General features: G+C 72.1%; 20 protein-coding genes and 1 pseudogene. 13 read left to right on the top strand and 8 right to left on the bottom strand.

What is annotated here, in order from left to right; genetic code table 11:
• Positions 1 to 12 precede the first annotated feature (12 nt).
• Together AB0D59_RS22425 and AB0D59_RS22420 are read left to right on the top strand one after the other, a co-directional pair.
• A complete protein-coding gene (locus tag AB0D59_RS22425; protein ID WP_362568533.1) occupies positions 13 to 918 on the top strand; it encodes a pseudouridine-5'-phosphate glycosidase in 906 nt (301 codons plus the stop codon).
• Positions 915 to 1,829, top strand: a complete 915-nt coding sequence (locus AB0D59_RS22420) for a sugar kinase (RefSeq protein ID WP_362567967.1) — start codon at positions 915 to 917, stop codon at positions 1,827 to 1,829. Before AB0D59_RS22425 ends, AB0D59_RS22420 begins: the two co-directional genes overlap by 4 nt.
• A gap of 49 nt (positions 1,830 to 1,878) precedes the next feature.
• On the opposite strand, the gene AB0D59_RS22415 is transcribed toward AB0D59_RS22420, so the two are convergent.
• Positions 1,879 to 2,673 carry a methyltransferase domain-containing protein gene (locus AB0D59_RS22415; protein ID WP_362567965.1) on the bottom strand — a complete coding sequence of 265 codons (795 nt, stop codon included), beginning with the start codon at positions 2,671 to 2,673 and terminating at the stop codon, positions 1,879 to 1,881.
• Between the two features lie 351 nt (positions 2,674 to 3,024).
• Here AB0D59_RS22415 and corA point away from each other — a divergent pair, with 351 nt between their 5' ends.
• Positions 3,025 to 4,152 carry a magnesium/cobalt transporter CorA gene (corA, locus tag AB0D59_RS22410; RefSeq protein ID WP_362567962.1) on the top strand — a complete coding sequence of 376 codons (1,128 nt, stop codon included), beginning with the start codon at positions 3,025 to 3,027 and terminating at the stop codon, positions 4,150 to 4,152.
• Between the two features lie 228 nt (positions 4,153 to 4,380).
• Here the strand turns inward: corA and AB0D59_RS22405 are convergent, their stop codons facing one another.
• Positions 4,381 to 5,013 carry a uridine kinase gene (locus tag AB0D59_RS22405; RefSeq protein WP_362567960.1) on the bottom strand — a complete coding sequence of 211 codons (633 nt, stop codon included), beginning with the start codon at positions 5,011 to 5,013 and terminating at the stop codon, positions 4,381 to 4,383.
• Positions 5,014 to 5,218: 205 nt separating this feature from the next.
• On the opposite strand from AB0D59_RS22405, the gene AB0D59_RS22400 reads away from it, so the two are divergent.
• The 3 genes from AB0D59_RS22400 (at position 5,219) to AB0D59_RS22390 (ending at position 8,210) form a co-directional block, all read left to right on the top strand.
• The gene (locus tag AB0D59_RS22400) at positions 5,219 to 5,920 is read left to right on the top strand and encodes a DUF2293 domain-containing protein (protein ID WP_362567957.1); all 702 of its coding nucleotides are present in this window, start codon (positions 5,219 to 5,221) and stop codon (positions 5,918 to 5,920) included.
• A 123-nt stretch (positions 5,921 to 6,043) separates the two neighbouring features.
• A complete protein-coding gene (locus AB0D59_RS22395) occupies positions 6,044 to 6,523 on the top strand; it encodes an anthrone oxygenase family protein (RefSeq protein ID WP_362568530.1) in 480 nt (159 codons plus the stop codon).
• A 199-nt stretch (positions 6,524 to 6,722) separates the two neighbouring features.
• Positions 6,723 to 8,210 (top strand): glutamate synthase subunit beta, encoded by a 1,488-nt coding sequence (locus AB0D59_RS22390; RefSeq protein WP_362567954.1) that lies wholly within the window; start codon positions 6,723 to 6,725, stop codon positions 8,208 to 8,210.
• Positions 8,211 to 8,335: 125 nt separating this feature from the next.
• On the opposite strand, the gene AB0D59_RS22385 is transcribed toward AB0D59_RS22390, so the two are convergent.
• The 3 genes from AB0D59_RS22385 to AB0D59_RS22375 all read right to left on the bottom strand — a co-directional run bounded on the left by AB0D59_RS22385 (position 8,336) and on the right by AB0D59_RS22375 (position 10,339).
• Complete coding sequence (locus AB0D59_RS22385) at positions 8,336 to 9,118, bottom strand: SAM-dependent methyltransferase (protein WP_362567953.1); 783 nt, start codon at positions 9,116 to 9,118, stop codon at positions 8,336 to 8,338.
• A gap of 84 nt (positions 9,119 to 9,202) precedes the next feature.
• Positions 9,203 to 9,478 carry a DUF397 domain-containing protein gene (locus AB0D59_RS22380; RefSeq protein ID WP_089100964.1) on the bottom strand — a complete coding sequence of 92 codons (276 nt, stop codon included), beginning with the start codon at positions 9,476 to 9,478 and terminating at the stop codon, positions 9,203 to 9,205.
• Positions 9,479 to 10,339, bottom strand: a complete 861-nt coding sequence (locus AB0D59_RS22375; RefSeq protein WP_362567950.1) for a helix-turn-helix transcriptional regulator — start codon at positions 10,337 to 10,339, stop codon at positions 9,479 to 9,481.
• A gap of 500 nt (positions 10,340 to 10,839) precedes the next feature.
• Here AB0D59_RS22375 and AB0D59_RS22370 point away from each other — a divergent pair, with 500 nt between their 5' ends.
• The 3 genes from AB0D59_RS22370 to AB0D59_RS22360 all read left to right on the top strand — a co-directional run bounded on the left by AB0D59_RS22370 (position 10,840) and on the right by AB0D59_RS22360 (position 14,161).
• Entirely contained in the window at positions 10,840 to 11,415 is a 576-nt protein-coding gene (locus AB0D59_RS22370; RefSeq protein ID WP_362567948.1) for an ATP-binding protein, read from the top strand.
• A complete protein-coding gene (locus AB0D59_RS22365; protein WP_362567945.1) occupies positions 11,412 to 11,846 on the top strand; it encodes a hypothetical protein in 435 nt (144 codons plus the stop codon). Before AB0D59_RS22370 ends, AB0D59_RS22365 begins: the two co-directional genes overlap by 4 nt.
• Before the next feature lie 440 nt (positions 11,847 to 12,286).
• On the top strand, positions 12,287 to 14,161 hold the full coding sequence (locus AB0D59_RS22360) for an ABC transporter ATP-binding protein (RefSeq protein ID WP_362568527.1): 1,875 nt from the start codon (positions 12,287 to 12,289) through the stop codon (positions 14,159 to 14,161).
• Here AB0D59_RS22360 and AB0D59_RS22355 read toward each other — a convergent pair.
• The 3 genes from AB0D59_RS22355 to AB0D59_RS22345 all read right to left on the bottom strand — a co-directional run bounded on the left by AB0D59_RS22355 (position 14,158) and on the right by AB0D59_RS22345 (position 16,708).
• A complete protein-coding gene (locus tag AB0D59_RS22355) occupies positions 14,158 to 14,337 on the bottom strand; it encodes a hypothetical protein (protein WP_362567943.1) in 180 nt (59 codons plus the stop codon). The genes AB0D59_RS22360 and AB0D59_RS22355 overlap by 4 nt on opposite strands.
• A gap of 154 nt (positions 14,338 to 14,491) precedes the next feature.
• Positions 14,492 to 15,136, bottom strand: coding sequence for a DUF899 domain-containing protein (locus AB0D59_RS22350; RefSeq protein WP_362567940.1), 645 nt, complete (start codon positions 15,134 to 15,136; stop codon positions 14,492 to 14,494).
• A gap of 144 nt (positions 15,137 to 15,280) precedes the next feature.
• Positions 15,281 to 16,708 (bottom strand): amidohydrolase, encoded by a 1,428-nt coding sequence (locus AB0D59_RS22345; RefSeq protein WP_362567937.1) that lies wholly within the window; start codon positions 16,706 to 16,708, stop codon positions 15,281 to 15,283.
• 122 nt (positions 16,709 to 16,830) lie between these two features.
• Between AB0D59_RS22345 and AB0D59_RS22340 the strand changes: the two genes are divergently transcribed.
• The 4 genes and pseudogenes from AB0D59_RS22340 to AB0D59_RS22325 form a co-directional block, all read left to right on the top strand.
• On the top strand, positions 16,831 to 17,787 hold the full coding sequence (locus AB0D59_RS22340) for an endonuclease/exonuclease/phosphatase family protein (protein ID WP_362567935.1): 957 nt from the start codon (positions 16,831 to 16,833) through the stop codon (positions 17,785 to 17,787).
• Between the two features lie 93 nt (positions 17,788 to 17,880).
• Positions 17,881 to 19,248 carry an SMI1/KNR4 family protein gene (locus tag AB0D59_RS22335; protein WP_362567932.1) on the top strand — a complete coding sequence of 456 codons (1,368 nt, stop codon included), beginning with the start codon at positions 17,881 to 17,883 and terminating at the stop codon, positions 19,246 to 19,248.
• A gap of 90 nt (positions 19,249 to 19,338) precedes the next feature.
• On the top strand, positions 19,339 to 20,124 hold the full coding sequence (locus AB0D59_RS22330) for a DUF4253 domain-containing protein (RefSeq protein WP_362567930.1): 786 nt from the start codon (positions 19,339 to 19,341) through the stop codon (positions 20,122 to 20,124).
• Between the two features lie 42 nt (positions 20,125 to 20,166).
• Positions 20,167 to 20,268, top strand: a pseudogene (locus AB0D59_RS22325) (IS5/IS1182 family transposase); the annotation flags it as partial.
• Position 20,269: the final 1 nt, after the last annotated feature.

Genomic DNA, 20,269 nt, shown 5'->3' with positions numbered 1-20,269 from the left:
GGCAGGCGCGTGGTGCTGGTGATGTCGGAAGAGGTCCGTGAGGCGCTCGGCGCGGGCCGGGCAGTGGTGGCCCTGGAGTCCACGATCATCGCGCATGGGCTGCCGCGCCCGCGCAACCTCCAGGTGGCACTGGAGCTGGAAGAGGCGGTACGGCACGAGGGTGCCGTGCCCGCGACCATCGCCGTGCTGGACGGGCGGCCCCATGTCGGCCTGGCCAAGGACCAGTTGGAGCGGGTCGCCAACGAGGACGGGATCCGCAAGCTGGGCCACCGTGACCTCCCGCTCGCTGTGGCGGCCGGGGCGAGCGGGGCGACCACCGTGTCGGCGACGGCACAGCTGGCGACGCTGGCCGGCATCCGGGTGTTCGCGACGGGCGGTCTCGGCGGGGTGCACCGGGAGTGGACGGTCACCCAGGACGAGTCCGCCGATCTGGGTCTGCTGGCGCGTACCCGGATCACCGTGGTCTGTGCGGGCGTGAAGTCGATCCTGGACGTGCCGGCGACCCTGCAGCGTCTGGAGACCCTGGGGGTGGCGGTGGCCGGTTACGGCACGGCCCGCTTCCCCGGCTTCTATCTGTCCGACTCCGGGTATCCGGTCGACTGGACGCTGGAGACCCCGGCGCAGGTCGCGGAGGTCATGCGGGCGCAGGACGCGCTCGACGCGGCGGACACGTCGCTGATCGTCGCGAATCCGGTCCCGGAGGCGGAGCAGCTCGATCCCGTGCTGCACGCGCGTGTACTCGCCGACGCGCTGCACGCGTGCGACGCGGAGGGGATCACCGGTCAGGCGGTCACGCCGTTCCTGCTCGGCTATCTGGTCCGGCACACGGACGGCGCCTCGCTGGAGGCCAATCTGGCGGCCGTGCGCGGCAACGTACGGCTGGCGGCGCGGATCGCGTCGGCGTGGGCCAGGGGGTGACGGCAGCCGCAGAGGGCGCGCTGCTGGTCGTCGGGGACGTCGTCACCGATGTCGTGGCGCGCCACCGGGGTCCGCTCGCGACCGGCACGGACACGGCCGCCGTGATCCGGACCGTGCCCGGCGGGGCGGGCGCGAACGTGGCCTGCTGGGCCGCCCGTACGGGCTGTGCGGACGTACGGCTGCTGGGCCGGGTCGGCGCGGACGCGGCCGAGTGGCACGAGCGGGAGTTGCTCGCGGCCGGGGTGCGGCCACGGCTGGTGGTGGACCCCGAGGCAGCGACGGGGACGGTGATCTGCCTGGTTGACAACGGCGACTCGGCCGAGCGCACCTTTCTCACGGACAGCGGGGCGTCGCTGCGGCTGGAGCCCGCCGACTGGTCGGACGCGCTGCTCGACGGGGTAGCCCGGCTGCATCTGTCGGGTTATCTGCTGTTCTCCGAGGCAAGCCGGGCGCTGGTAGCGGTGGCCCTGGCGTCGGCACGCGCTCGGGGCGTACCGGTGAGCCTGGATCCGGCGTCGGCCGGGTTCCTCGTGACGCTGGGCGTGGACCGTTTCCTGGCGCTCGTGGAGGGCGTGGACGTCCTGCTGCCGAGCCGGGACGAGGCCTGTCTGCTGACGGGGCTGCCCGACCCGGCGGACGCGGCGGCCGAGTTGAGCCGCCGTGTCCCGCTGGTGGTGGCCAAGGCGGGGGCGGACGGTGCGCTGGTCGCCGAGGCGGGCGGCGTCCTCGCGCGGGTTCCGGCCGAACCGGCGACGCCCCGGGACACCACGGGCGCCGGCGACGCCTTCACCGGGGCGTTCCTCGCCGCGCTGGTCGCCGGCGCGGATCCCGGGGAAGCGGCGGCTCGGGGCTGCCGGGCGGGCGCGAGGGCGGTGGAGCGTGTGGGCGCCAGACCGCCCGTCCACGGCTGACACGGCACCGCGACCGGAATCGGCCGGCCGGCGCCTTCGCCCGGCGGATCTACTCCTTGCGGCCCCATGCAGAGATCATCGGGGCCGTGGCGAGGTCCATGTCGCCGGCCGTCACATTGGCGAGGTGCTGGTCGATCTCCTCGTCGGTGGCCAGGCCCGCGGTGACGAGCCGGCCGCGGATCTGCCGGACCGTGGCGGACTCCAGGGCGGTGCAGGCGGGCGAGGCGACGGGGAAGTAGGCGTCTGCCTCCACGTGGTGCAGCCCGGCCGCGCGCAGCAGCCGCGGGAGTTTGCGGCCGTACGACAGATCGGCGCCACGTTCGGCGAGGAGCTTGCGGAAGCCCCGGCGCAGGCGGTTGGCGAGCCGCTGCTCGGGGCCGTACTCGTAGGGGCAGGTCAGGGGCTGGAGGGCGGGGTCGGCGTCCTCGATCAGCAGCCGTCCGCCGGGGCGCAGGGCCTTGATCATGGAGCGCAACGCCCGTTCCCGGTCCGGGACATGGACCAGGACGAGCCGGGCATGCACCAGGTCGAAGCCCTCCCCCGGCGCCTCCTCGGCGCCGACGTCGTGGGTGCGGACCTCGACCGGTGCGCGGGCGGCCGTGGTGAGCAGCGAGGTGTCGATGTCGGTGGCGACGACCTGGCCGGTCGGTCCGACCTTCTCGGCCAGCCAGGACACCACCGAGGTGCCGCCGGCCCCGACCTCCCAGCAGCGCCAGCCCGGTCCGAGACCGAACGCCTCGAGGTGCCGGAAGGTGGTGGGGTCGAAGAGGGCGGCGAAGGCGTCGAAGCGCTGTCCGGCCTCGCTCTGGCGGTTGTCGAGGAGATATCCGTCGGCTGGTGTCATGAAGCGATCATCCCAGTTGCCCGGGTTGTCCGGGACGGTCAAGCCCTTGGTACGGCCGAGGCTCCGGGGCGGTCAAGCCCTCGGTCCGGCCGAGGCTCCGGGACGGTCAGGCCTCCGGTCCGGCCGAGGCTCCGGGACGGGACGGCGGGAGTGCGGTCGCCGGAGGCGGGGAACTCGTGGCCGGCCGGTGTACGGGCCGGAACAGGCCTCGCGAGGCCGGGTTGTCCACAGGCGGGAACCAACCGGAACCTGCTGCTCCCACAGGCTTACCCGTGTCTCACGCCGGGCTGGCAGACTTGCCCGGCAGGGCGCGGAAGCGTTGTGCGAAGGGATCCATGCAAGGAGATCCGGATGACGATGGCAGGGAATCTGCGCAAGGTCACAGAGCTGGGCAGGGCCGGCGGCCTGCGCAAGGTGGCGCGGCTGGCCCGGCGGCGGCCCCGCGTCGACCTGAACCATCACGCGCGGTCGCCGCTGGGCTCTTCGGTGGTCAACTGCGTGACGTACGAGGAGGGTGTGCGGGTCCCGGAGTGCAGCGATCTGTACTCCGCCGTGGAGCGGGTGCGCAAGAAGGGCGAGGGGTTCGTCTGGCTGGGGCTGCACGAGCCGACGGACAGCGAGTTCGCGGGCATCGCCGAGCTGTTCGACCTGCACCCACTGGCCGTGGAGGACGCGGTCGAGGCCCATCAGCGCCCGAAGGTGGAGCGGTACGGCGAGACGCTGTTCGCGGTGTTCAAGACCGTGTGCTATGTCGAGCACGAGAAGCTGACGGCGACCAGCGAGGTGGTGAACACCGGCGAGATCATGGTGTTCGTCGGCGAGGAGTTCGTGATCACGGTACGGCACGGCCGGCACGGCTCGCTGGGGCCGCTGCGCGAGGAGTTGGAGGCGACGCCGAACCAGCTCGCCAAGGGGCCGGCGGCGGTGCTGCACGCGATCGCGGACCATGTGGTAGACGACTATCTGAACGTCACGGACGCTGTGCAGGCCGACATCGACCAGGTCGAGGCGGACGTCTTCGCGGAGAACGGGGCGCGGGCCGATCCGGGGCGGATCTACCAGATGAAGCGTGAACTCCTGGAGCTGAAGCGGGCGGTGGTGCCGCTGGGCAGGCCCATGGAGGAGCTGACGACCCGGCCGATACGGGTGATCGCCCCGGAGATACAGGCCTACTTCCGGGACGTGCTCGACCATCTGATGCGCGCCAAGGAGCAGATCGCGTCCTTCGACGAACTGCTCAACTCCATTCTCCAGGCGCATCTTGCGCAGGTGACGGTCGCCCAGAACGAGGACATGCGGAAGATCACGGCCTGGGCCGCGGTGATCGCCGTGCCGACGATGGTGTGCGGGGTGTACGGCATGAACTTCGATCACATGCCGGAGCTGCACTGGCGGTTCGGCTATCCACTCGTCATCGGCGTCATATCGCTGGCCTGTCTGGTGCTGTACCGGGGCTTCCGGCGCAACGGCTGGCTCTGAGCCTCCACGACCGGCAGCACCGAGGACCACGACCCCCACGGCCCCTCAGGGCGGCTTCAGGCCGAGAACGCGACGACCCTGCGCGGGACGACCCTGGTGATCACGCGGAGCGGTAGGGGTCGGCCGGGTCGAAGAATCATGCGAACAGACCAGTTGCAGGCGTGCGCGCACAAAGGCGGTTGCCGGATCGGCCGCCGAGGGCAGATCGCGGGGCCTGCCGCGGGTGGTTCAGCCGCTCCATGCCGGATGCCTCGGGTCGTCGGCGCGGACCAGGACGTCGGCCGTGCCGGCGGGGTCGCTCTCGGCTTCGTAGCGCGCGAAGGCGGGGAGGGTCCAGTGCTCGGACTCGGGAGTACGGCGGCGCAGGGCGCCGGGAGACAGCAGGAGGTGGACGGTCAGGTCGAACGGGAACCAGTGCCGCAGCAGAAGCGGTCCGTGCAGCAGCAGGAGGCCACCGGGCGGGAGCTGGAGGTAGGGGCTGCGGGTGGCCCGGTCGGTGGCCGGGTCCCACAGGTCGGGCAGGACACGTCCGGTCCCGCCGGGGTCGAGCGGGCCGAAGACCTCCCGCCACAGGGCGTTGGTGTCGAACCAGCCGCCGTAGTACGACTCCGCGTCGCGGCGACCGTGCTCCAGACGCAGCGAGGCGGGACGCAGAAAGCCCTCGGCGCCCACGACGAGCGAAGGCCGGCCTCGCAGGTGCAACGCCTCCGCGACGCGCTCCGCGAGGTCCCCGGGCCGGGCGGCCGGGGCACCGTCGAGGGCGACACGCGGCCAGGCGCCCCCGTCGGCGGGCTTCAGTTCGGCCAGCCGCTCGGCAAGGCGCTCGGCGAGCCGGTCCCAGGTGATCGCTTCGAGTCGCACGGGGTCATGATGCCGCGTGGGCAGGGCTGCGGACGTGCCGGGGCCGGGGCACCCCGGTGAGGTGCGTCAAGGTGCCCGGTGCCCTGAGTCGCGGGTATGGCCGACGGCGACCGGGTCGCGCCCCTGCTCCCGGCCGGACCGCCGGTCGTGCGCCCGGCGCCGTACGGACGTGGGATACCTCGCCCGAAAGGGGAAAGAACCGCATATGACACGCCTCGCAACTCCCCCTCACCACGGTGGGCTTCTGGTTGTGCAGCCCCTTCGGCACAAGCGGTGTGCGGCCTGTCGGCGGGGGCCGCTGTCGTTGCTGATGCTGGAGGACGGGGCGCCGCGGTGTCTGGAGTGTGCCGATCTCGGGCATCTGGTGTTCCTGCCGCGCGGGGACACCGCGCTGACCCGGCGGTCGCGGGAGGAGAGCACGCTGTCGGCGGTGGTGGTGCGGTTCAACCGGCGCAGGAGCCGGTACGAGCGGCAGGGCGTCCTCGTCGAGGAGAGCGCGCTGGCCCGGGCCGAGGAGCGGTGTCTGGCCGATGCCGAGGCGCGGCGGCGGCGCCGGGCGCGGGACGCGAAGCGGCGGGCGTCGGAGGACGTGCGGTTCGCGGAGGCCTTCGCGGCGGAGATCCTGCGCCTGTTCCCGGGCTGCCCGGTGGAGCGGGCCCGGACGATCGCGGCGCACGCCTCGCTGCGGGGCAGCGGGCGGGTGGGGCGGACCGCGGCCGGGCGGGCGCTGACGGAGGAGGTGGTGGTCTCGGCGGTGGTGGCGGGGGTACGGCATGTGGACACGCCGTACGACCAGCTGCTGATGAGCGGGGTGCCACGGTACGAGGCGCGGCGGCGGATCGCGAGGACGGTGGAGGCGGTGCTGCGGGAGTGGGAGGCCGGGGTGGAGATCCGCCTGACCGGCTGACGCCGGGCAGGACAGCTGGCCGGTGGAGCCCGGGCAGGACAGGGAGGTAGGCAGGGCGGGCGTGGGCATTGACTTGAGTGGCGGAGGTGTCCGAGGCGAGGGGCGAGAGTGAGTGTGGTGATCGTGATCGACGGGCCGTATTACGTACTGGTCCTGCTGGGGGTCCTGGGGACCGGGCTGGTGGCGGGGGTGTTCTGCGGGTTCTCGACCTTTGTGATGCCCGGGCTGGCCGCGCTGCCGCCGGCGCGGGGGGTCGCCGCGATGAACGCGATCAACCGGGCGGCGGTGACCCCCGCGTTCATGCTGGTGTTCGCCGGGTCGGCGGTGCTGTGCGCGATGATCGCGGTGGTGACGTTCGTGGTGTGGCCGGACGACGGGAAGACGGAGCTGCTGCTGGGCAGCGCGCTGTATATGTTCGGTTCGTTCGGGCTGACCCTGGTGGCGAACGTGCCCCGGAACGAGGCGCTGGCCGAGCTGGAGCCGGGCACCCCGGAGGCCGCCTCCTACTGGCCGGCATATGTGCGTGAGTGGACGCGGTGGAACCATGTGCGCGCCCTCGCGTCGGCCGTGGCGGCGGTCGTCTATGTACTGGCCCTGTCCTGAGGGAGGCATGGGAGAAAACTGACAGCCGACTGACCTCCGCCTGGCTCCTGGCTGACTCCCGGCTGGCGATCACCTGAGGAAGCCCCGCAGAAGGCGCTGCCGGCCACTCTGCGGGCGCCACCGAGCGGACGTATCGTGGCCGAAAGAGCACCGCCCGATGACGCACGGCCTGGGGCAATCGCACACGAGGAAGTCGACCATGGCCGATCCCAAGGGTTTCATGACCACGCCGCGGGAGGAGTGGCCGCGGCGGCCGGTCGAGGAGCGGGTCCGGGACTGGGACGAGGTGTACGTCCCAGGGGCGCTGCTGCCCATCATCAGCAAGCAGGCGGACCGCTGCATGGACTGCGGGGTGCCGTTCTGCCATGACGCGTGTCCGCTGGGCAACCTGATCCCCGAATGGAACGACCTGGTGTCGCGGGAGGACTGGCGGGCTGCGGGCGACCGGCTGCACGCGACTAACAACTTCCCCGAGTTCACGGGGAGGTTGTGTCCGGCGCCGTGCGAGGCGGGGTGCGTGCTCGCGATCAACCAGCCGGCCGTCACGATCAAGAACGTCGAGTGCGCCATCGCCGACCGGGCCTGGGCGGAGGGGTTCGCCTCGCCGCGGCCCCCGGAACGGCTGTCCGGGCGGACCGTGGCGGTGATCGGGTCCGGTCCGACCGGGCTCGCGGCGGCGCAGCAGCTGACCCGGGCCGGTCACACCGTCGCCGTGTACGAGAAGGACGACCGGCTGGGCGGGCTGATGCGCTACGGCATCCCCAGTTTCAAGATGGAGAAGCAACATCTGGAGCGGCGGTTGGGGCAGATGCGGGCCGAGGGGACGAAGTTCCGTACGTCGATGGCGGTGGGGCGGGACATCGGGGCGGCGGAGCTGCGGGCGCGGTACGACGCGGTGGTGATCGCGACCGGGGCGACGGCGTGGCGGGAACTTCCGGTGCCGGGCCGGGAGTTGGACGGGATACACCAGGCGATGGAGTATCTGCCGCTGTCCAACCGGGTGGGCGAGGGGGATCTGGACCGGTCGCCGATGTCGGCCGCCGGCAGGCATGTGGTGATCGTCGGCGGGGGTGACACGGGGGCGGACTGTCTGGGGACGGCGGTGCGGGAGCGGGCCGCGTCGGTGACCCAGCTGGACATCTACGCGCAGCCGGGGGCGGAGCGGGACGAGGACGTCGAGCCGTGGCCGACGTATCCGAAGATCTACCGGCTGTCGGCGGCGCACGAGGAGGCGCGGGACCTTGAGACGGCGCCCGCGGCGCACGCGGACGCGCGGTTGTTCGCGGCGTCGACGCTCCGCTTCACCGGCGACGAGAGCGGGCATGTGCGGTCGCTGCACCTGACGGAGGTGGACGCGGCGCGGCAGCCGGTGCACGGGACCGGTCGCACGCTGCCCGCCGACATGGTGCTGCTCGCGCTCGGTTTCTCGGGTCCCGACCGGGAGGACGGGCTCATCGACCAGTTGGGGGTGGTGATGGAGCCGCGCGGGACGATCGCCCGGGACGCGGAGTTCACCACGAACGTGCCCGGTGTGTTCGCCGCCGGGGACGCGGCGCGCGGGCAGTCGCTGATCGTCTGGGCGATCGCGGAGGGACGGGCGGTGGCGGCCGCCGTCGACCGCTACCTGACGGGGAGTTCGCAGCTGCCGGCACCGATATCGCCGTACGACCGGCCGATGTCCGTGTAGGCATGTTCGCCGGGGGCGTGCGGCCCGCGCGCCTCACGGTCGGCGGCATCGGGACGCCGTACTGGCGCAGATCCACCACGGGCTGAGCCTCGGCCCCGGCCGGATACGGCAGCCCCCGTCAGCCGTTACGGCTTGCGCCCCACCGCCCCGTACCCCGGAATCACCCCGTCGTCCTGCCCCGGCACCGGCTCACCCAGCTCCGGATGCCAGTGGTGGACCACCGAGACGCCGGGGTCGACCAGGTCCAGGCCGTCGAAGAAGCGGCCGAACTCCTCCCGGGAGCGCAGCGCCAGGGTGACTCCGGCGGCCTTGAGTTTCGCGGTGGCCGCCGCCGACTCCTCCGGGGTGAAGTCGGCGGTGGCGTGGGTCATCGTCAGGTAGCTGCCGGACGGCACTTCGGCGAGCAGCCGGCCGACCAGCTCGTGCGCCCCGTCCTCGTCGGGGACGAAGTGGAGCAGGGCGACGAGGGACAGCGCGACCGGGCGCTCGAGGTCCAGGATCTCGCGTGCGCCGGCGACGATCGCCGCCGGGTCGCGCACATCGGCCTGGAGGTACTCCGTCGCGCCCTCGGGCGTGCCGCGCAGCAGGGCAGCCGCGTGGGCCAGCACGATCGGGTCGTTGTCGCAGTAGACGACCCGGGTCTCGGGCGCGACGCCCTGGGCGATCTGGTGCAGGTTGGGCTCGGTCGGGATGCCCGTGCCGATGTCCAGGAACTGCCGTACGCCCTGCTCGGCCAGCCACCGGGTGGAGCGGTGCATGAAGGCGCGGTTGACCCTGGCCATCACCGGCACCCGGGGGTCGAGGGCCAGCATCTGCCTGCCCATCTCCTCATCGACCGGGTAGTTGTCCTTCCCGCCGAGATACCAGTCGTACATCCGTGCGGGATGCGGCTTGCTGGTGTCGATCACGAGGCACTCCGTAAGCGTCTGACACGGTAGACGATCAATTCAGCACCATTACAAAGAAGTTGAACAAGAGAAAAAGAAGCAGCTTCAGGAGAGCAGGAAGTCGGCCTCACCCGCCTTGGCGCCCTCGATGAAGGCCGTCATCTCGTCCGTGGTGTAGATCAGCGCCGGCCCGTCCGGGTCGGTCGACTGACGGACGGCGATCCGGCCGTCGGCCAGCTTCATCGCCTCCAGGCAGTTGCCGCCGTTGCCGCCGCTCCACGGCTTGTGCCAGCCCTCGCTGCCCAGTTCTCGGGCGGGCATGCCGTTGTAGATCCGCTCGGTGCGGTTCCGTGGCCCGGACTGGGGTTTGATGCGATCCATTCACAGCTCCTTGCGGAGATCCCGGAGGATCTCCTTCGTGCGTTGTGCCGTGGCGGCCTGCGCCGCCATGCGGTCCATGACCTCGAGGTGGGTCGCCACCTCGGTGCGCGCGTCCAGGTAGACGGCGCCGGTCAGGTACTCGCTGTAGACCATGTCCGGCAGTTCGGGCATGGCGAATCGGAACAGCACGAAGGGCCCGTACGTCCCCGGGTGCGGCCCGCTCGCGAACGGGGCGACCTGGAGCGTCACATTGGGCAGCTTCGTGACCTCCAGCAGCCGGTCGATCTGCGCGCGCATCACCTCCGGGTCCCCGACCGGGCGGCGCAGGGCGGTCTCGTCCATCACGGCCCAGAAACGGGGGGCGTCATCACGGGTGAGCAGGTCCTGGCGTTGCCTGCGCAGGGCGACATGGCGCTCGATCTCCTCCGGCTGGGTCTGGCCGACGGCTCCCGACTTCAGCACCCCGCGCGCGTAGTCCTCGGTCTGCAGCAGCCCGGGCACGAAGTGCGGTTCGTAGGAGCGGATGAGGCTCGCCGCGCCCTCCAGGCTGACGTACATGGAGAACCAGCCCGGCAGGATGTCGTGGAACCGCTGCCACCAGCCGGGCTGGTTGGCCTCCTCGGCGAGCCGGACGAAGACGTCGGCCTCCTCGTCGGTCACCCCGTAGGCCTTCAGGAGCAGTTGGAGGTACGGGATCTTGAGGGCGACCTCGGCCATCTCCATACGGCGGACGGTGGCGGGCGCCACGCGGAGCACACGGGCGGCCTCCTCACGCTTGAGCCCGGCGCGTTCGCGCAGGTCAAGGAGGCGCCGGCCGAGGACCACCTGGCCCACGGTCGGCGCGGACCGCGGCTCACTCACGCTCCACCTCCACGAAGTTCCCTGACCGGAGCGCCACTTGTGCGCGTCGGCGGCACGGCCGCCGCCACATACAGGTGTCACCCGGCTACAGGTGTCAGCGGCATGCTGACAGCCCAGCGGCGCCATTCGAAGACTCATTCGAAGGTCTGACGGGACAACCAGGCCGACAGAGTGACCGAATTGACCAGAACAACCGGAAACTCCCGGTTCAGTCGCATCGATCGCATTGGCCGGATCGGTCCGCCAGATCCTCACTGATCCCAACTGGCGCCGCTCGACATGCTGTTGCGAGCAGTGTGCCACGGCCTCTCACCGCGTCACACAGCACTCTGCATTTTTCAGAGTGACTCTTGCCAAGTGTTCACGGCGGGGCGATAGTGGCAAGCGTGATTCCGTCCGCGCCCTTAGGAACAGACGCCGCCGGAGACCGTCTCGGTCTCGGCGCTGCCGCGGTTGTCGCCCCTGGTAGGGGCGCTGCCGAGCGCCGGTTCCGGTTCGAGTTGGCCGCTCATCCGGGTTCCCCCGCCCAGGCGAGACGCCTGGTGCGCGCCCGGCTGACCGGCTGGTCGGTCTGCGCGGACACCTGTGACACCGCCGTACTCGTCATATCCGAGTTGGTCACCAACGCGATCGTGCACACCGCGAGCAGTCGCGTGGTGTGCGAGTTGCACGACCACGACGACACGGTGCGGATAGCCGTGCACGACGAGGGCTGTGCACCCGACGAGCCCCACCCGTCCCCGCAGCGTCCGGACGAGGAGCACGGGAGGGGGTTGCTCCTCGTCGAGGCGCTGTGCCAGGCGTGGGGAGCTCAGGAGCATGGTCCCGGGCTGCTGGTCTGGGCGGAGCTGCCGCGCCAGACCGATGCCGCCCAGGACACCGCCGAACCCCGCAACGACCTGGGGTGGGGCGCCCGCCCCGACCCGGGCCCGTCGCGTGGCTCGTCCCGCGGGCCCTCGCGCGACCCGTCGCACGGGCCCGCGCACAGCCCGGTCCACCGTCCCTCGCCCGGTTCCGGGGAAGAGGGGCAGTCGGAGGCGGCGCTGCGCCCGGTGCCCGGGCGGAGGCAGGCGTGAACGGCGTCCCCGGTTTCGGCCGTTCGCTGGGCCTTGACACCCTGGTCCGGCTGCGACGCGGCCAGCGGCCGGCGGCCGAGGGCGGTACCCGTCGGTTCCCGGTACCCGAGGGCATGACGACACCGCTGGGCTGCGACGCCGTGGCGGTACCGGCACGTCTCGGGCCGCTGGTGGTACCCCGGCTGCCGCGGGTGGGCTGCGTGTACGCCGACGGCACGCACTGGTGGTGGATCGTCCCGTCGGACTCCGACTACGCACTCAGCTGGCCCGCCCCGGCCCACTACAGCCCGGGTGCCCCGATGCCCGGCGGCGCCCGGCTGATCCACCGCTCCGAGGGCACGGTGCCGTACACCCCGCCGATACCGCTCTACCTCGCCCTGTGCCGGGTGACGGGGACGACACCGGAGTGGTCCCGCCCACTCAGCGCGTGACCGCTGCGCGGCTTCGGCCGACAGAGGCGTGAGACCGACCGGCGAAAGAGCAGCTCGGCCGTCCGGACCGAGGACCGACTCGACCGTTCGGAGCAAGGACCGACTCGACCGTTCGGAGCAAGGACCGGCTCGGCCGATCGGACCCCAGGACCGAGGACCGACTCGGCCGTTCACAGCGACGTCCAGCCCGGCCGCTCGGACCGAGGACCGGTCCGGCTCAGCACATCCCCGGTCCGCCCGTCCTCGCCCGCACCCCCGGCGCACTCCCCCGCGCCCCGCGAGCCCCGTCGCACGCCCTGCCCGGCGGGCGCCGTGGCCGCGATAGTGGCCGTTCGTCGACGGCCCTGGGGAGGAACTCGGTGACGAAGAGGCAGGACACGGCGGCGTCCGAGGTGTCGGACTCGGAGCGGCTGCTGTTCGGAGGGCCGCTCCGCTACGACATGGGATGGAACCAGCACCGGGACGCCTTCCTGGAGCTGGACCTCCGCGCGATGCTGACCCGTCTGCCCGGCATGCTCATGTCCAGCCTGCGGCTGGCCCGCCAGGCGGACGCCGGCGCCGCGCGCCTGGTGCTGGCCGCGCAGGTGACCATCGGCGTGACCCAGGCCGTGAGCCTGCTGGCCATGAACAGCGTGCTGAGCCGGCTGATCGGCACCGGCACCATCGAGGAACGGCTGCGCGGCGCCGCCCCCGCCCTGGTGATCATGGCCGCCGTGATGTTCCTGGCCGCCCTGCTGCGCGCCGCGTCCACCTACGCGACGGGCCGCCTGGAACCCAAGGTCGAGCGGGTGGCGACCGAGATGTACCTGGAGCGCGCGGCGGCCGTCGAGCTCGCCGCGATCGAGGACCACGCCTTCCACAAACTGCTGGACACCGCGCAGTACGGCGCCTCCTCGGCCCGCCGCATGATCAGTTACGGCACCCGCGTGGTGAACGCGATGATCTCGCTGATCGCGGCGGCCGGTGTGCTGACCGTGCTGCACCCGGCCCTGCTGCCGCTGCTGATCACGATGACGATCCCGAGTGCCTGGGGCGCCCTGACCAATGCCCGGCGCCGCTACGAGTCGTTCCACACCTGGGTGCAGCACGCCCGCGCCGGCCATCTGATCAGCTCCCTGCTCACCGAGCCGGAGGCCGCGCCGGAGATCCGGGTGCACGGGGTCGGCCCCTTCCTGCTGCGGCACTTCCGGGCGATGTCGGAGACGGCGGAGGCGGAGCAGGCCCGGCTGGCCCGGCTCGCCGCCCGCACCGGCCTGATCGCGGCGGCCTGGACCGGCCTCGCGACCGTAGCCACGTACGCGACGCTGGGCGCGCTGCTGCTCAGCGGGGCGATGGCCCTGTCGGTGGCCGGTACGGCGGTGATCGCGATCCGCACCGGCTCGGCGAGCCTCAACACGCTGGTGCTGGAGATCAACACGCTGCACGAGGAGGCGCTGTTCGTGGGCGATCTGGAGCGGCTGTACGTCGAGGCGGCCGAACGGGCGATCCCGGTCGGCGGCGACCCGCTCCCGGAGGATCCACGGGAGATCCGCTTCGAGAACGTCACCTTCGCCTATCCGAGTGATCATCCGGGTGATGCGACCCGCCCCGCCCTGGACGACGTCACCCTCACCCTCCCGCTCGGCCGGATCGTCGCCCTGGTCGGCGAGAACGGTTCCGGCAAGACCACCCTCGTCAAGCTGCTGGCCGGGCTGTACCAGCCGGACCGGGGCCGCATCCTGTGGGACGGGGTCGACGCGGCGCGGGCCGACCGGCACCGGCTCGCCGAGCGCATCGCGATGGTGGCCCAGGGCTTCAAGCGCTGGCCCTTCACCGCCAAGGTCAACGTGGCCGTCGGCCGCTCGTCGGCACCGCTCACCGAGGAGCGGCTGGCCAGGTCGGTCTCGGAGGCGGGCGCGGAGGAGGTGGTGGAGGATCTGCCGCGCGGCCTGGACACCCTGCTGGCCCGCAACTTCAGCGGCGGGCACGAGCTGTCCGGCGGTCAGTGGCAGCGGCTGGGCATCGCGCGGGCCGCCTACCGGCGCGGGCACATCCTGATCGTGGACGAGCCGACGGCCGCCCTGGACGCCCGGGCCGAGCTGGAGGTCTTCGAGAAGATCCGCGCGCTGGCGGGCAACGGACAGACCGTCGTCCTGATCACGCACCGGCTGGCGTCGGTGCGCCACGCCGACCTGGTGCACGTCCTCGACCAGGGCCGGGTCGTGGAGTCCGGGACTCCCGACGAACTCCTGGCGAGCGGCGGGGTCTACGCGGAGCTGTACGCGCTCCAGGCGGACCAGTTCACGGCCAATGTGCCCGCCCGGAAGGTGGGTTAGCCCTGGGCTCCGTCACCGCCGCGCAGGATGACCAGGAACATGTCCGTAGCCAGGTCCATGACGACCTCTACGGGCATGCCTTCGAGTCGCCGCGCGTGCGCGAACTCCTCCGCCGGCCAAGATCCTCGCGGTCCGCCTGCGGGAAAGCGTTCGAGCACCGTTCGCCCGTTCACCATCCTGCACCTCCAGAAGTGCGTCGTACTTGTAGGAGTTAACGCTCTGGAGAACACGAATGGCTCGCCCGGTGACGGTACTGAGACATAGCCGACACGTCATCGGCGCGGAGGGTGAGAGTCCGTTGACTTTCGGCCACTTCCGTGACCGCTTGTGTCAGTCCTCGTACTCGTCGTGATAACGCACCCGGTCACTGCCCGCGGGCACCCGGCCGAGCGCCGTCAGGTCGAGCAGGGAGTTGGTCGAACCGAGTCCGTCGAGGCCGCGGTCGTGGGCGGAGTAGGTGTGGAAGACCCGGTCGTGTTCCCGTAGGAAGCAGCTGATCCCGGGTCGTTCGACCGCTTCGTCGTCGACCAGGAGGGTCGCCCCGAAGTCGCGGTTGAAGTCGCTGTGGTGGGAGGAGTACCAGGGCAGGGTCCAGCCCATCCGCGCCTTGAAGGGCAGGATCCTGGTGAACGGCGCACGGGACACCGCCGCGAACGAGGTGCCGCGCGCCCGCAGATGGGCGAGGTGGCCGATCTGGTCCAGGAACGCCGAGCAGTTGGGACAGCCGGCGTCCCACTCCGGGGCGAACATGAAGTGGTAGACGATCAGCTGGTCCCGCCCCTCGAAGAGGTCGAGCAGGGTGACCTTGCCGTCGCCGCCCTCGAACACGTACTCGGGGTCCACCTCGACCATCGGGAGCCGGCGCCGCTCGGCGTTGAGCACGGCCCGCGCGCGCGTGAGCGCCTCTTCCTTGAGCAGTAACTCCTCACGCGCGGCACGCCACCGCTCACGCGAGACGATCTCCGGAAGCGACATGGGCCCTCCTGGATGACGGTCGGTTCCGGGTGGTGACCGCCGGGGGAAGGAGAACTCATCGGCGCGGCCGAAGATTTTTTCCGGCGTCACCGTCGGGTGTCGTACTCCCACGTCACCGTCGGGTGTCGTACTCCCGCGTCACCGTCAGGTGTCGTACTCCTGGATGCGTCGGCCCTGACCGCGGTCGACGAGGGCGGGGAGCCGCTCCCCCAACTCTCCTACGATCGCGGGCACATCGAGGGTGAGCAGCTCTCGGTCACGCATCAGGACCCGGCCGTCGACGATCGTCGTTCGGACGTCGGCCGCGCGGGCGCTGTGCACGAGCGTGGCGGCGAGGTCGTGGACGGGCTGGGTGTGCGGCCCGGTGAGGTCGACGAGGACGATGTCCGCGCGGTGGCCGGGGGCGAGACGGCCGATGCGGGTGCCCAGCCCGACGGCCCGCGCGCTCTGCAGCGTGGCGTGGTGCAGGGCCTGCCGGGAGGTCAGCCAGCGCGGATCGCCCTCGCTGGACTTCTGGATCAGCGAGGTGAGCGCCATCGACTCCCATACGTCGAGGGAGTTGTTGGAGGCGGCGCCGTCGGTGGCGAGGCCGACCGGGACGCCGGCGGCGCGCAGGGCCCGTACCGGGGTGGTGGTGGGCCAGCCGAACTTGAGATAGCCGCGGGGCGCGGTCGCCACCGCGGTGCGGCCGCCGGTGCGCTCCAGCAGGGGCAGGTCGCGGTCGAGGATGCCGGTGCCGTGGGCGATGAGCAGCTCGGTGTCGAGGAGCCCGGCGCGGTCCAGGATCTCGATGGGGGTGGCGCCGTGCCGGGCGAGGCTGGTGTCGGTCTGGTCGCGGTTCTCGGCCGCGTGCAGGTGCACGGGCAGGCCGTGGGTGCGGGCGAGTTCGGCGGTGGCGGCGAGATCCGCGTCGGTGACGGTGTAGGGGGCGTGCGGGGCGAGGGCGGTGGTGATACGGCCGTCCGCGCCGCCCCGGTGCCGTAGCGCGAACTCCGCCGACCGCTCCCGCCCTGCGGGCCCTTGCGAGGAGAAGTACGCCTCTCCCAGATGGGCCCGCAGCCCGCACTCGGCGACGACCGCGGCGACCGCGTCCATGTGGAAGTAGTGGTCGGCGAAGCAGGTGACCCCGCCCCGGATCATCTCGGCGCAGGCGAGCCGTGCGCCCAACTCGACGTCCCTCTCGGTGAGGTTGGACTCGACGGGCCAGACGACGTCGTTGAACCAGGCCTCGGTCGGCAGGTCCTCGGCGAGCCCGCGCAGCGCGACCATCGGGGCGTGGGTGTGGCAGTTGACGAGCCCCGGCATGGCGACCTGCCCGCGCGCGTCGATCCGCTCCACGGCGGCCGTGTCGGCGCCCGCTCCCACGGACTCGACGACTCCGTCCCGTACGACGATCGAGGCGTCCGCCAGGAAGACGATCCGTTCCTGCTCGTCGTGGGTGAGCGCGGTACAGCCGGTGATGACGAGGTCGGCGGGAGCGGAAGCACGATCGGCGGGACTGGAGTCACGATCGGCGGGGGTGAAGCCGCGATCGGCAGGGTCGGAGCCGCGATCGGCGGGAGCGGAGCTCATCGCCCCAACGTAGGGCAGGGTCGTCGGCCCGCGTGAGCCGAACCGCGCATCCCGTCCTGCCTCTGTCGCGTACCGGCCCGGACGAGCACGCTGGCCGCACCACCTCCTGGAAGGAGCCGGGCATGCTCCTCGGTACCTGGAACCTCGAGAACCTCTACCGCCCCGGCAGCCCCTACGGTCCCAAGGACAAGTCCGCGTACGAGGCGAAGCTGGCCGCCCTCGCCTCCGTGATCGGCGCACTCGACCCCACGCTGCTCGGGGTCCAGGAGGTCGGAGACCCCGGCGCCCTGGAGGATCTGGCCGAACTGCTGGGCGTGAACTGGCGCGTCGCCCTCTCCGCGCACCCCGACGGCCGGGGTATCCGGGTCGGCTTCCTGGCTCGCACCGAGCTGACGGTGGTGTCCGACACGGCGGCCCTTCCGGCCCGGCTGGACCCGGTGCAGACCGACGACTCGGGCGGAACCGCCACCGGGGCCGGACGCGGCTTCCTGGCCGTGACGGTCCAGGCCCCGGCCGGTCCGCTGACGGCGGCGGTGGCCCACCTCAAGTCCAAGCTGCTCACCTACCCCGGCGACCGCTTCTACCCGCACGACGAGGGCGAACGGGCGCGCTACGGGGCGTACGCCCTCTTCCGGCGCGCCGCCGAGGCGGCGGCCCTGCGGGCGCTGGCGGACGAACTCCTGGCCGGGCAGGGCAGGTCGAGGGACGTGGCGGTGCTCGGCGACCTCAACGACGAGGTCCAGGCGGCCACCACCCAGATCCTCCTCGGCCCGCCCGGCTCCGAACTCGGCAGCACCGGCTACGACCACGCGGACAAGGGCGACGCCGTACGGCTGTGGGACACGGCCCCGCGGATACCGGCCGAGCAGCGCTACTCCCGCGTCGACTCCGGCCGTCACGAGCTCATCGACCACATCCTCCTCAGCCACCACCTGGTCCACCGCCTGACCGAGGCCGGCACGGGCCTCCCCGGCACCACCGCACCACCGTCCCTGCCGTCGGTGGGCGAGGACCCGGCGGAGCGCCGCGGGGCACCGGGGTCTGACCACGCACCGGTGTGGGCGCGTTTCGGGGACTGAGGCCCCGGCGGGTAACGGCGGGGGGCGTCCGGGACGGCGGGGGTCTCCGCGATAATCGCATCGCCGCCCTCCCGAAACGACTGGAGTCTCTCCGTGCCCGCACTGCACGACTTCGCCGTCTGGGCACCGGTGCTGCGGCTGCTGCGGACCGCCCACGCGGAGCGGCTCGCCGCGCCGGGCGGCCAAGTGGCCGGACGTATCGGCCTGTTCGGCTGGAGTCTCCCGCTGGACCGTCCCGCTCCGCCTCCCGGCCGGGCGGCTCAGGTGGCAGACGTACAGGAGGAGTTCGACGCGGTGCAGCGTGTGCGGGAGGCGCTGACCGCGGCCGGTACCGACGACACGGCCTTCGTCGCGGAGACCGGGCCGGACGAGCGGAACGTGCTGCACCTCATCGGCCGCAGCCCCGCGGTGACACCGGGAATCGGAGGTCCGCACCCGGGCTCGCTCGTTCTGGTCGAGGACGCCGTCCCCGAGCCATGGCGCCGGCTGCCCGACCCGGTGCCCGGCGCGCTGCCGCACCCCGCTGCGGACCCGGTGCTGCTGGAGCGGACACTGCGCGACCGGCTCCCCGACGCCGTCGGCGCGACCGGGGCGGAGATCGCGGCGGCGGAGGCGCGGCTCGGTATCCCGCTGCCCGAGGAGCTCAGGGTGCTGTACCGGGTGGCGCGGGCGCGCTGGGAGGACTGGGACGATCCGTTCGCCGGCGCCGAGGCGGTCGGCTGCGAACTCTTCCCGTTGGACGAGGTGTACCTGGCGGAGGCGGCGACCCGGCGGGCCGACTGGCGGTTCGCGGCGATGGACGCCGTCGTCACCCCGCCCGACGCGGCGGTGCAGGGGCTGGTCGGCTCACCGGGCTGGATCGTCTTCGGCGACAACGGCGGCGGGGACCGGATCGCGGTGGACCTCACGCCGGGCCCGCGCGGCCGCATCGGCCAGATCATCATGATCCGTCACGAGCACCACACCGGCGCCGACCTGCTCGCCGACTCGCTCACCGATCTGGTGGTGAACCTGCCGGAGGACGCGCGGCGCTGCGCCCCCGGGGGCCGGCCCCCGGTCGTGGCGTACGTCAACAGCCGGGGCATCGGCAGCGTCGGGGCGGCGGCCCACCCGGCGCTGGAGGTGCTGAGCATCGGCGTACTGGACGAGGGCCGACGGTTCGGTCTCGGCCCGGTCACCGGGCTGCCCCGGCTGCGGACCCTGAGCGCCTTGCCCGGTACGCTCGCCGACCCGCTGGAGATCGGCGAGTTGACCGGCCTGGAGTTCCTGGCGCTGGGCCCGGAGGACTGGCGTGTCCTGCTGGATGCCTCGGCGGTGCCGCGCGGCCTCTCGGCCGCTGCCGTCGAGGTGCACGGCGGACGGCGGCCGCTGCCGATCGTGGCCCTGGCCAACGAGATCCTCGCGCTCTGGGACCGCCCGCTCATCCCTGTCACGGTGCTGGAGGGCGACCTGGGGCACTGACCTGGGCGGCTTCCTCGGGACAACGGACGGAAGGCGCCCTTCGGTTCTCCGGGCGGCCGCGCTGTCAGTCCCCCCGTCTACGGTGCCACCATGTCATTTGCCCTGCCCGACGGTCTGCCTCCTGGCCGGTTCCTGCCCTGCGGTCCCGCACACGTGTGGATCTCCGACGAGTTCCCTGACGACGTCGAACGGCTGTGGCCTCGTCTGCTGAACGAGCATGGAGCACACGGCCTGATTCCGTTCCTGTGCTGGCCCAGCGGCCTGGGCAGTCCGCTCAGCCTGAGTCATGTCGACGCCGTCCGCCTGGAGGAGGTGCTGGCGGCGGACTTCGCCGAGTACCGCCGCAGGAGGCTGCCCTTCTGGACGGACCCGACGCCGGTCGCGGCACCCGAAGGAATCGAGCCGTGGCCGCACGACCCCGGACCGCCTTTCGAGCAGTGGCCGGGCCTGGCACCGGAGATGCCGGTCACGTCCGCGGCCCCGACGCCCGAGGAAGCCGCGTCCGGTCTGCTGGCGCAGCTGATCAAGAGGGGCGATTTCGGACTGGCCGATTGCCGCCTCGTTCTCGTCCCGGCCCGTCGCGGCGGTGATGCTCTGGCGTTGACCGGCTGGTCCGCGGAGGCACCGCTGCCTCTGCTGTGCGCACTCCTGCGGAGCTGGGAGGACCGCTTCGGTGCCCGGCTGGTGGCGGGGTTCGGCAGCGAGCTGTACGTATCGGTCGCGAGACCTCCCGTTGAACCAGGCCACGCGAACCTGCTCGCTCTGGAGCACGTGCTGTCGACCGCCGACAACATCGTCGATGACCCGCCCACACCGTTCCCCGAGTACGCGACGGACCTCGTGGGACGGACTTCCTGGTCGTTCTGGTGGGACTAGGCAGGACGGGGGCCGTCTGGGTGGACTCCACGACGGCGGGTACGGCCGCGCACCGAGCCGGACGAGGTCCTGGCCGACGAGACGGACTCTTCACGCACGCATCGCGGGCCCCCGCGCAGGCGCGGGATCCGCGCGGTGATCCCGT

The organism is Streptomyces sp. NPDC048417, assembly GCF_040651615.1.
GTDB lineage: Bacteria > Actinomycetota > Actinomycetes > Streptomycetales > Streptomycetaceae > Streptomyces.
Note: the sequence above shows the minus strand (reverse complement) of the source record. Positions and strands in the feature narration are given on the sequence as shown.

Excerpts from the sequence above, each read along its gene's own strand:
- AB0D59_RS22390 (WP_362567954.1), top strand. The coding sequence starts at position 6,723 with ATGGCCGATCCCAAGGGTTTCATGACCACGCCGCGGGAGGAGTGGCCG.
- AB0D59_RS22380 (WP_089100964.1), bottom strand. The coding sequence starts at position 9,478 with ATGGATCGCATCAAACCCCAGTCCGGGCCACGGAACCGCACCGAGCGG.
- AB0D59_RS22345 (WP_362567937.1), bottom strand. The coding sequence starts at position 16,708 with ATGAGCTCCGCTCCCGCCGATCGCGGCTCCGACCCTGCCGATCGCGGC.
- AB0D59_RS22350 (WP_362567940.1), bottom strand. The coding sequence starts at position 15,136 with ATGTCGCTTCCGGAGATCGTCTCGCGTGAGCGGTGGCGTGCCGCGCGT.
- AB0D59_RS22355 (WP_362567943.1), bottom strand. The coding sequence starts at position 14,337 with ATGGTGAACGGGCGAACGGTGCTCGAACGCTTTCCCGCAGGCGGACCG.
- AB0D59_RS22400 (WP_362567957.1), top strand. The coding sequence starts at position 5,219 with ATGACACGCCTCGCAACTCCCCCTCACCACGGTGGGCTTCTGGTTGTG.
- AB0D59_RS22360 (WP_362568527.1), top strand. The coding sequence starts at position 12,287 with ATGGGATGGAACCAGCACCGGGACGCCTTCCTGGAGCTGGACCTCCGC.
- corA (WP_362567962.1), top strand. The coding sequence starts at position 3,025 with ATGACGATGGCAGGGAATCTGCGCAAGGTCACAGAGCTGGGCAGGGCC.
- AB0D59_RS22340 (WP_362567935.1), top strand. The coding sequence starts at position 16,831 with ATGCTCCTCGGTACCTGGAACCTCGAGAACCTCTACCGCCCCGGCAGC.
- AB0D59_RS22330 (WP_362567930.1), top strand. The coding sequence starts at position 19,339 with ATGTCATTTGCCCTGCCCGACGGTCTGCCTCCTGGCCGGTTCCTGCCC.
- AB0D59_RS22415 (WP_362567965.1), bottom strand. The coding sequence starts at position 2,673 with ATGACACCAGCCGACGGATATCTCCTCGACAACCGCCAGAGCGAGGCC.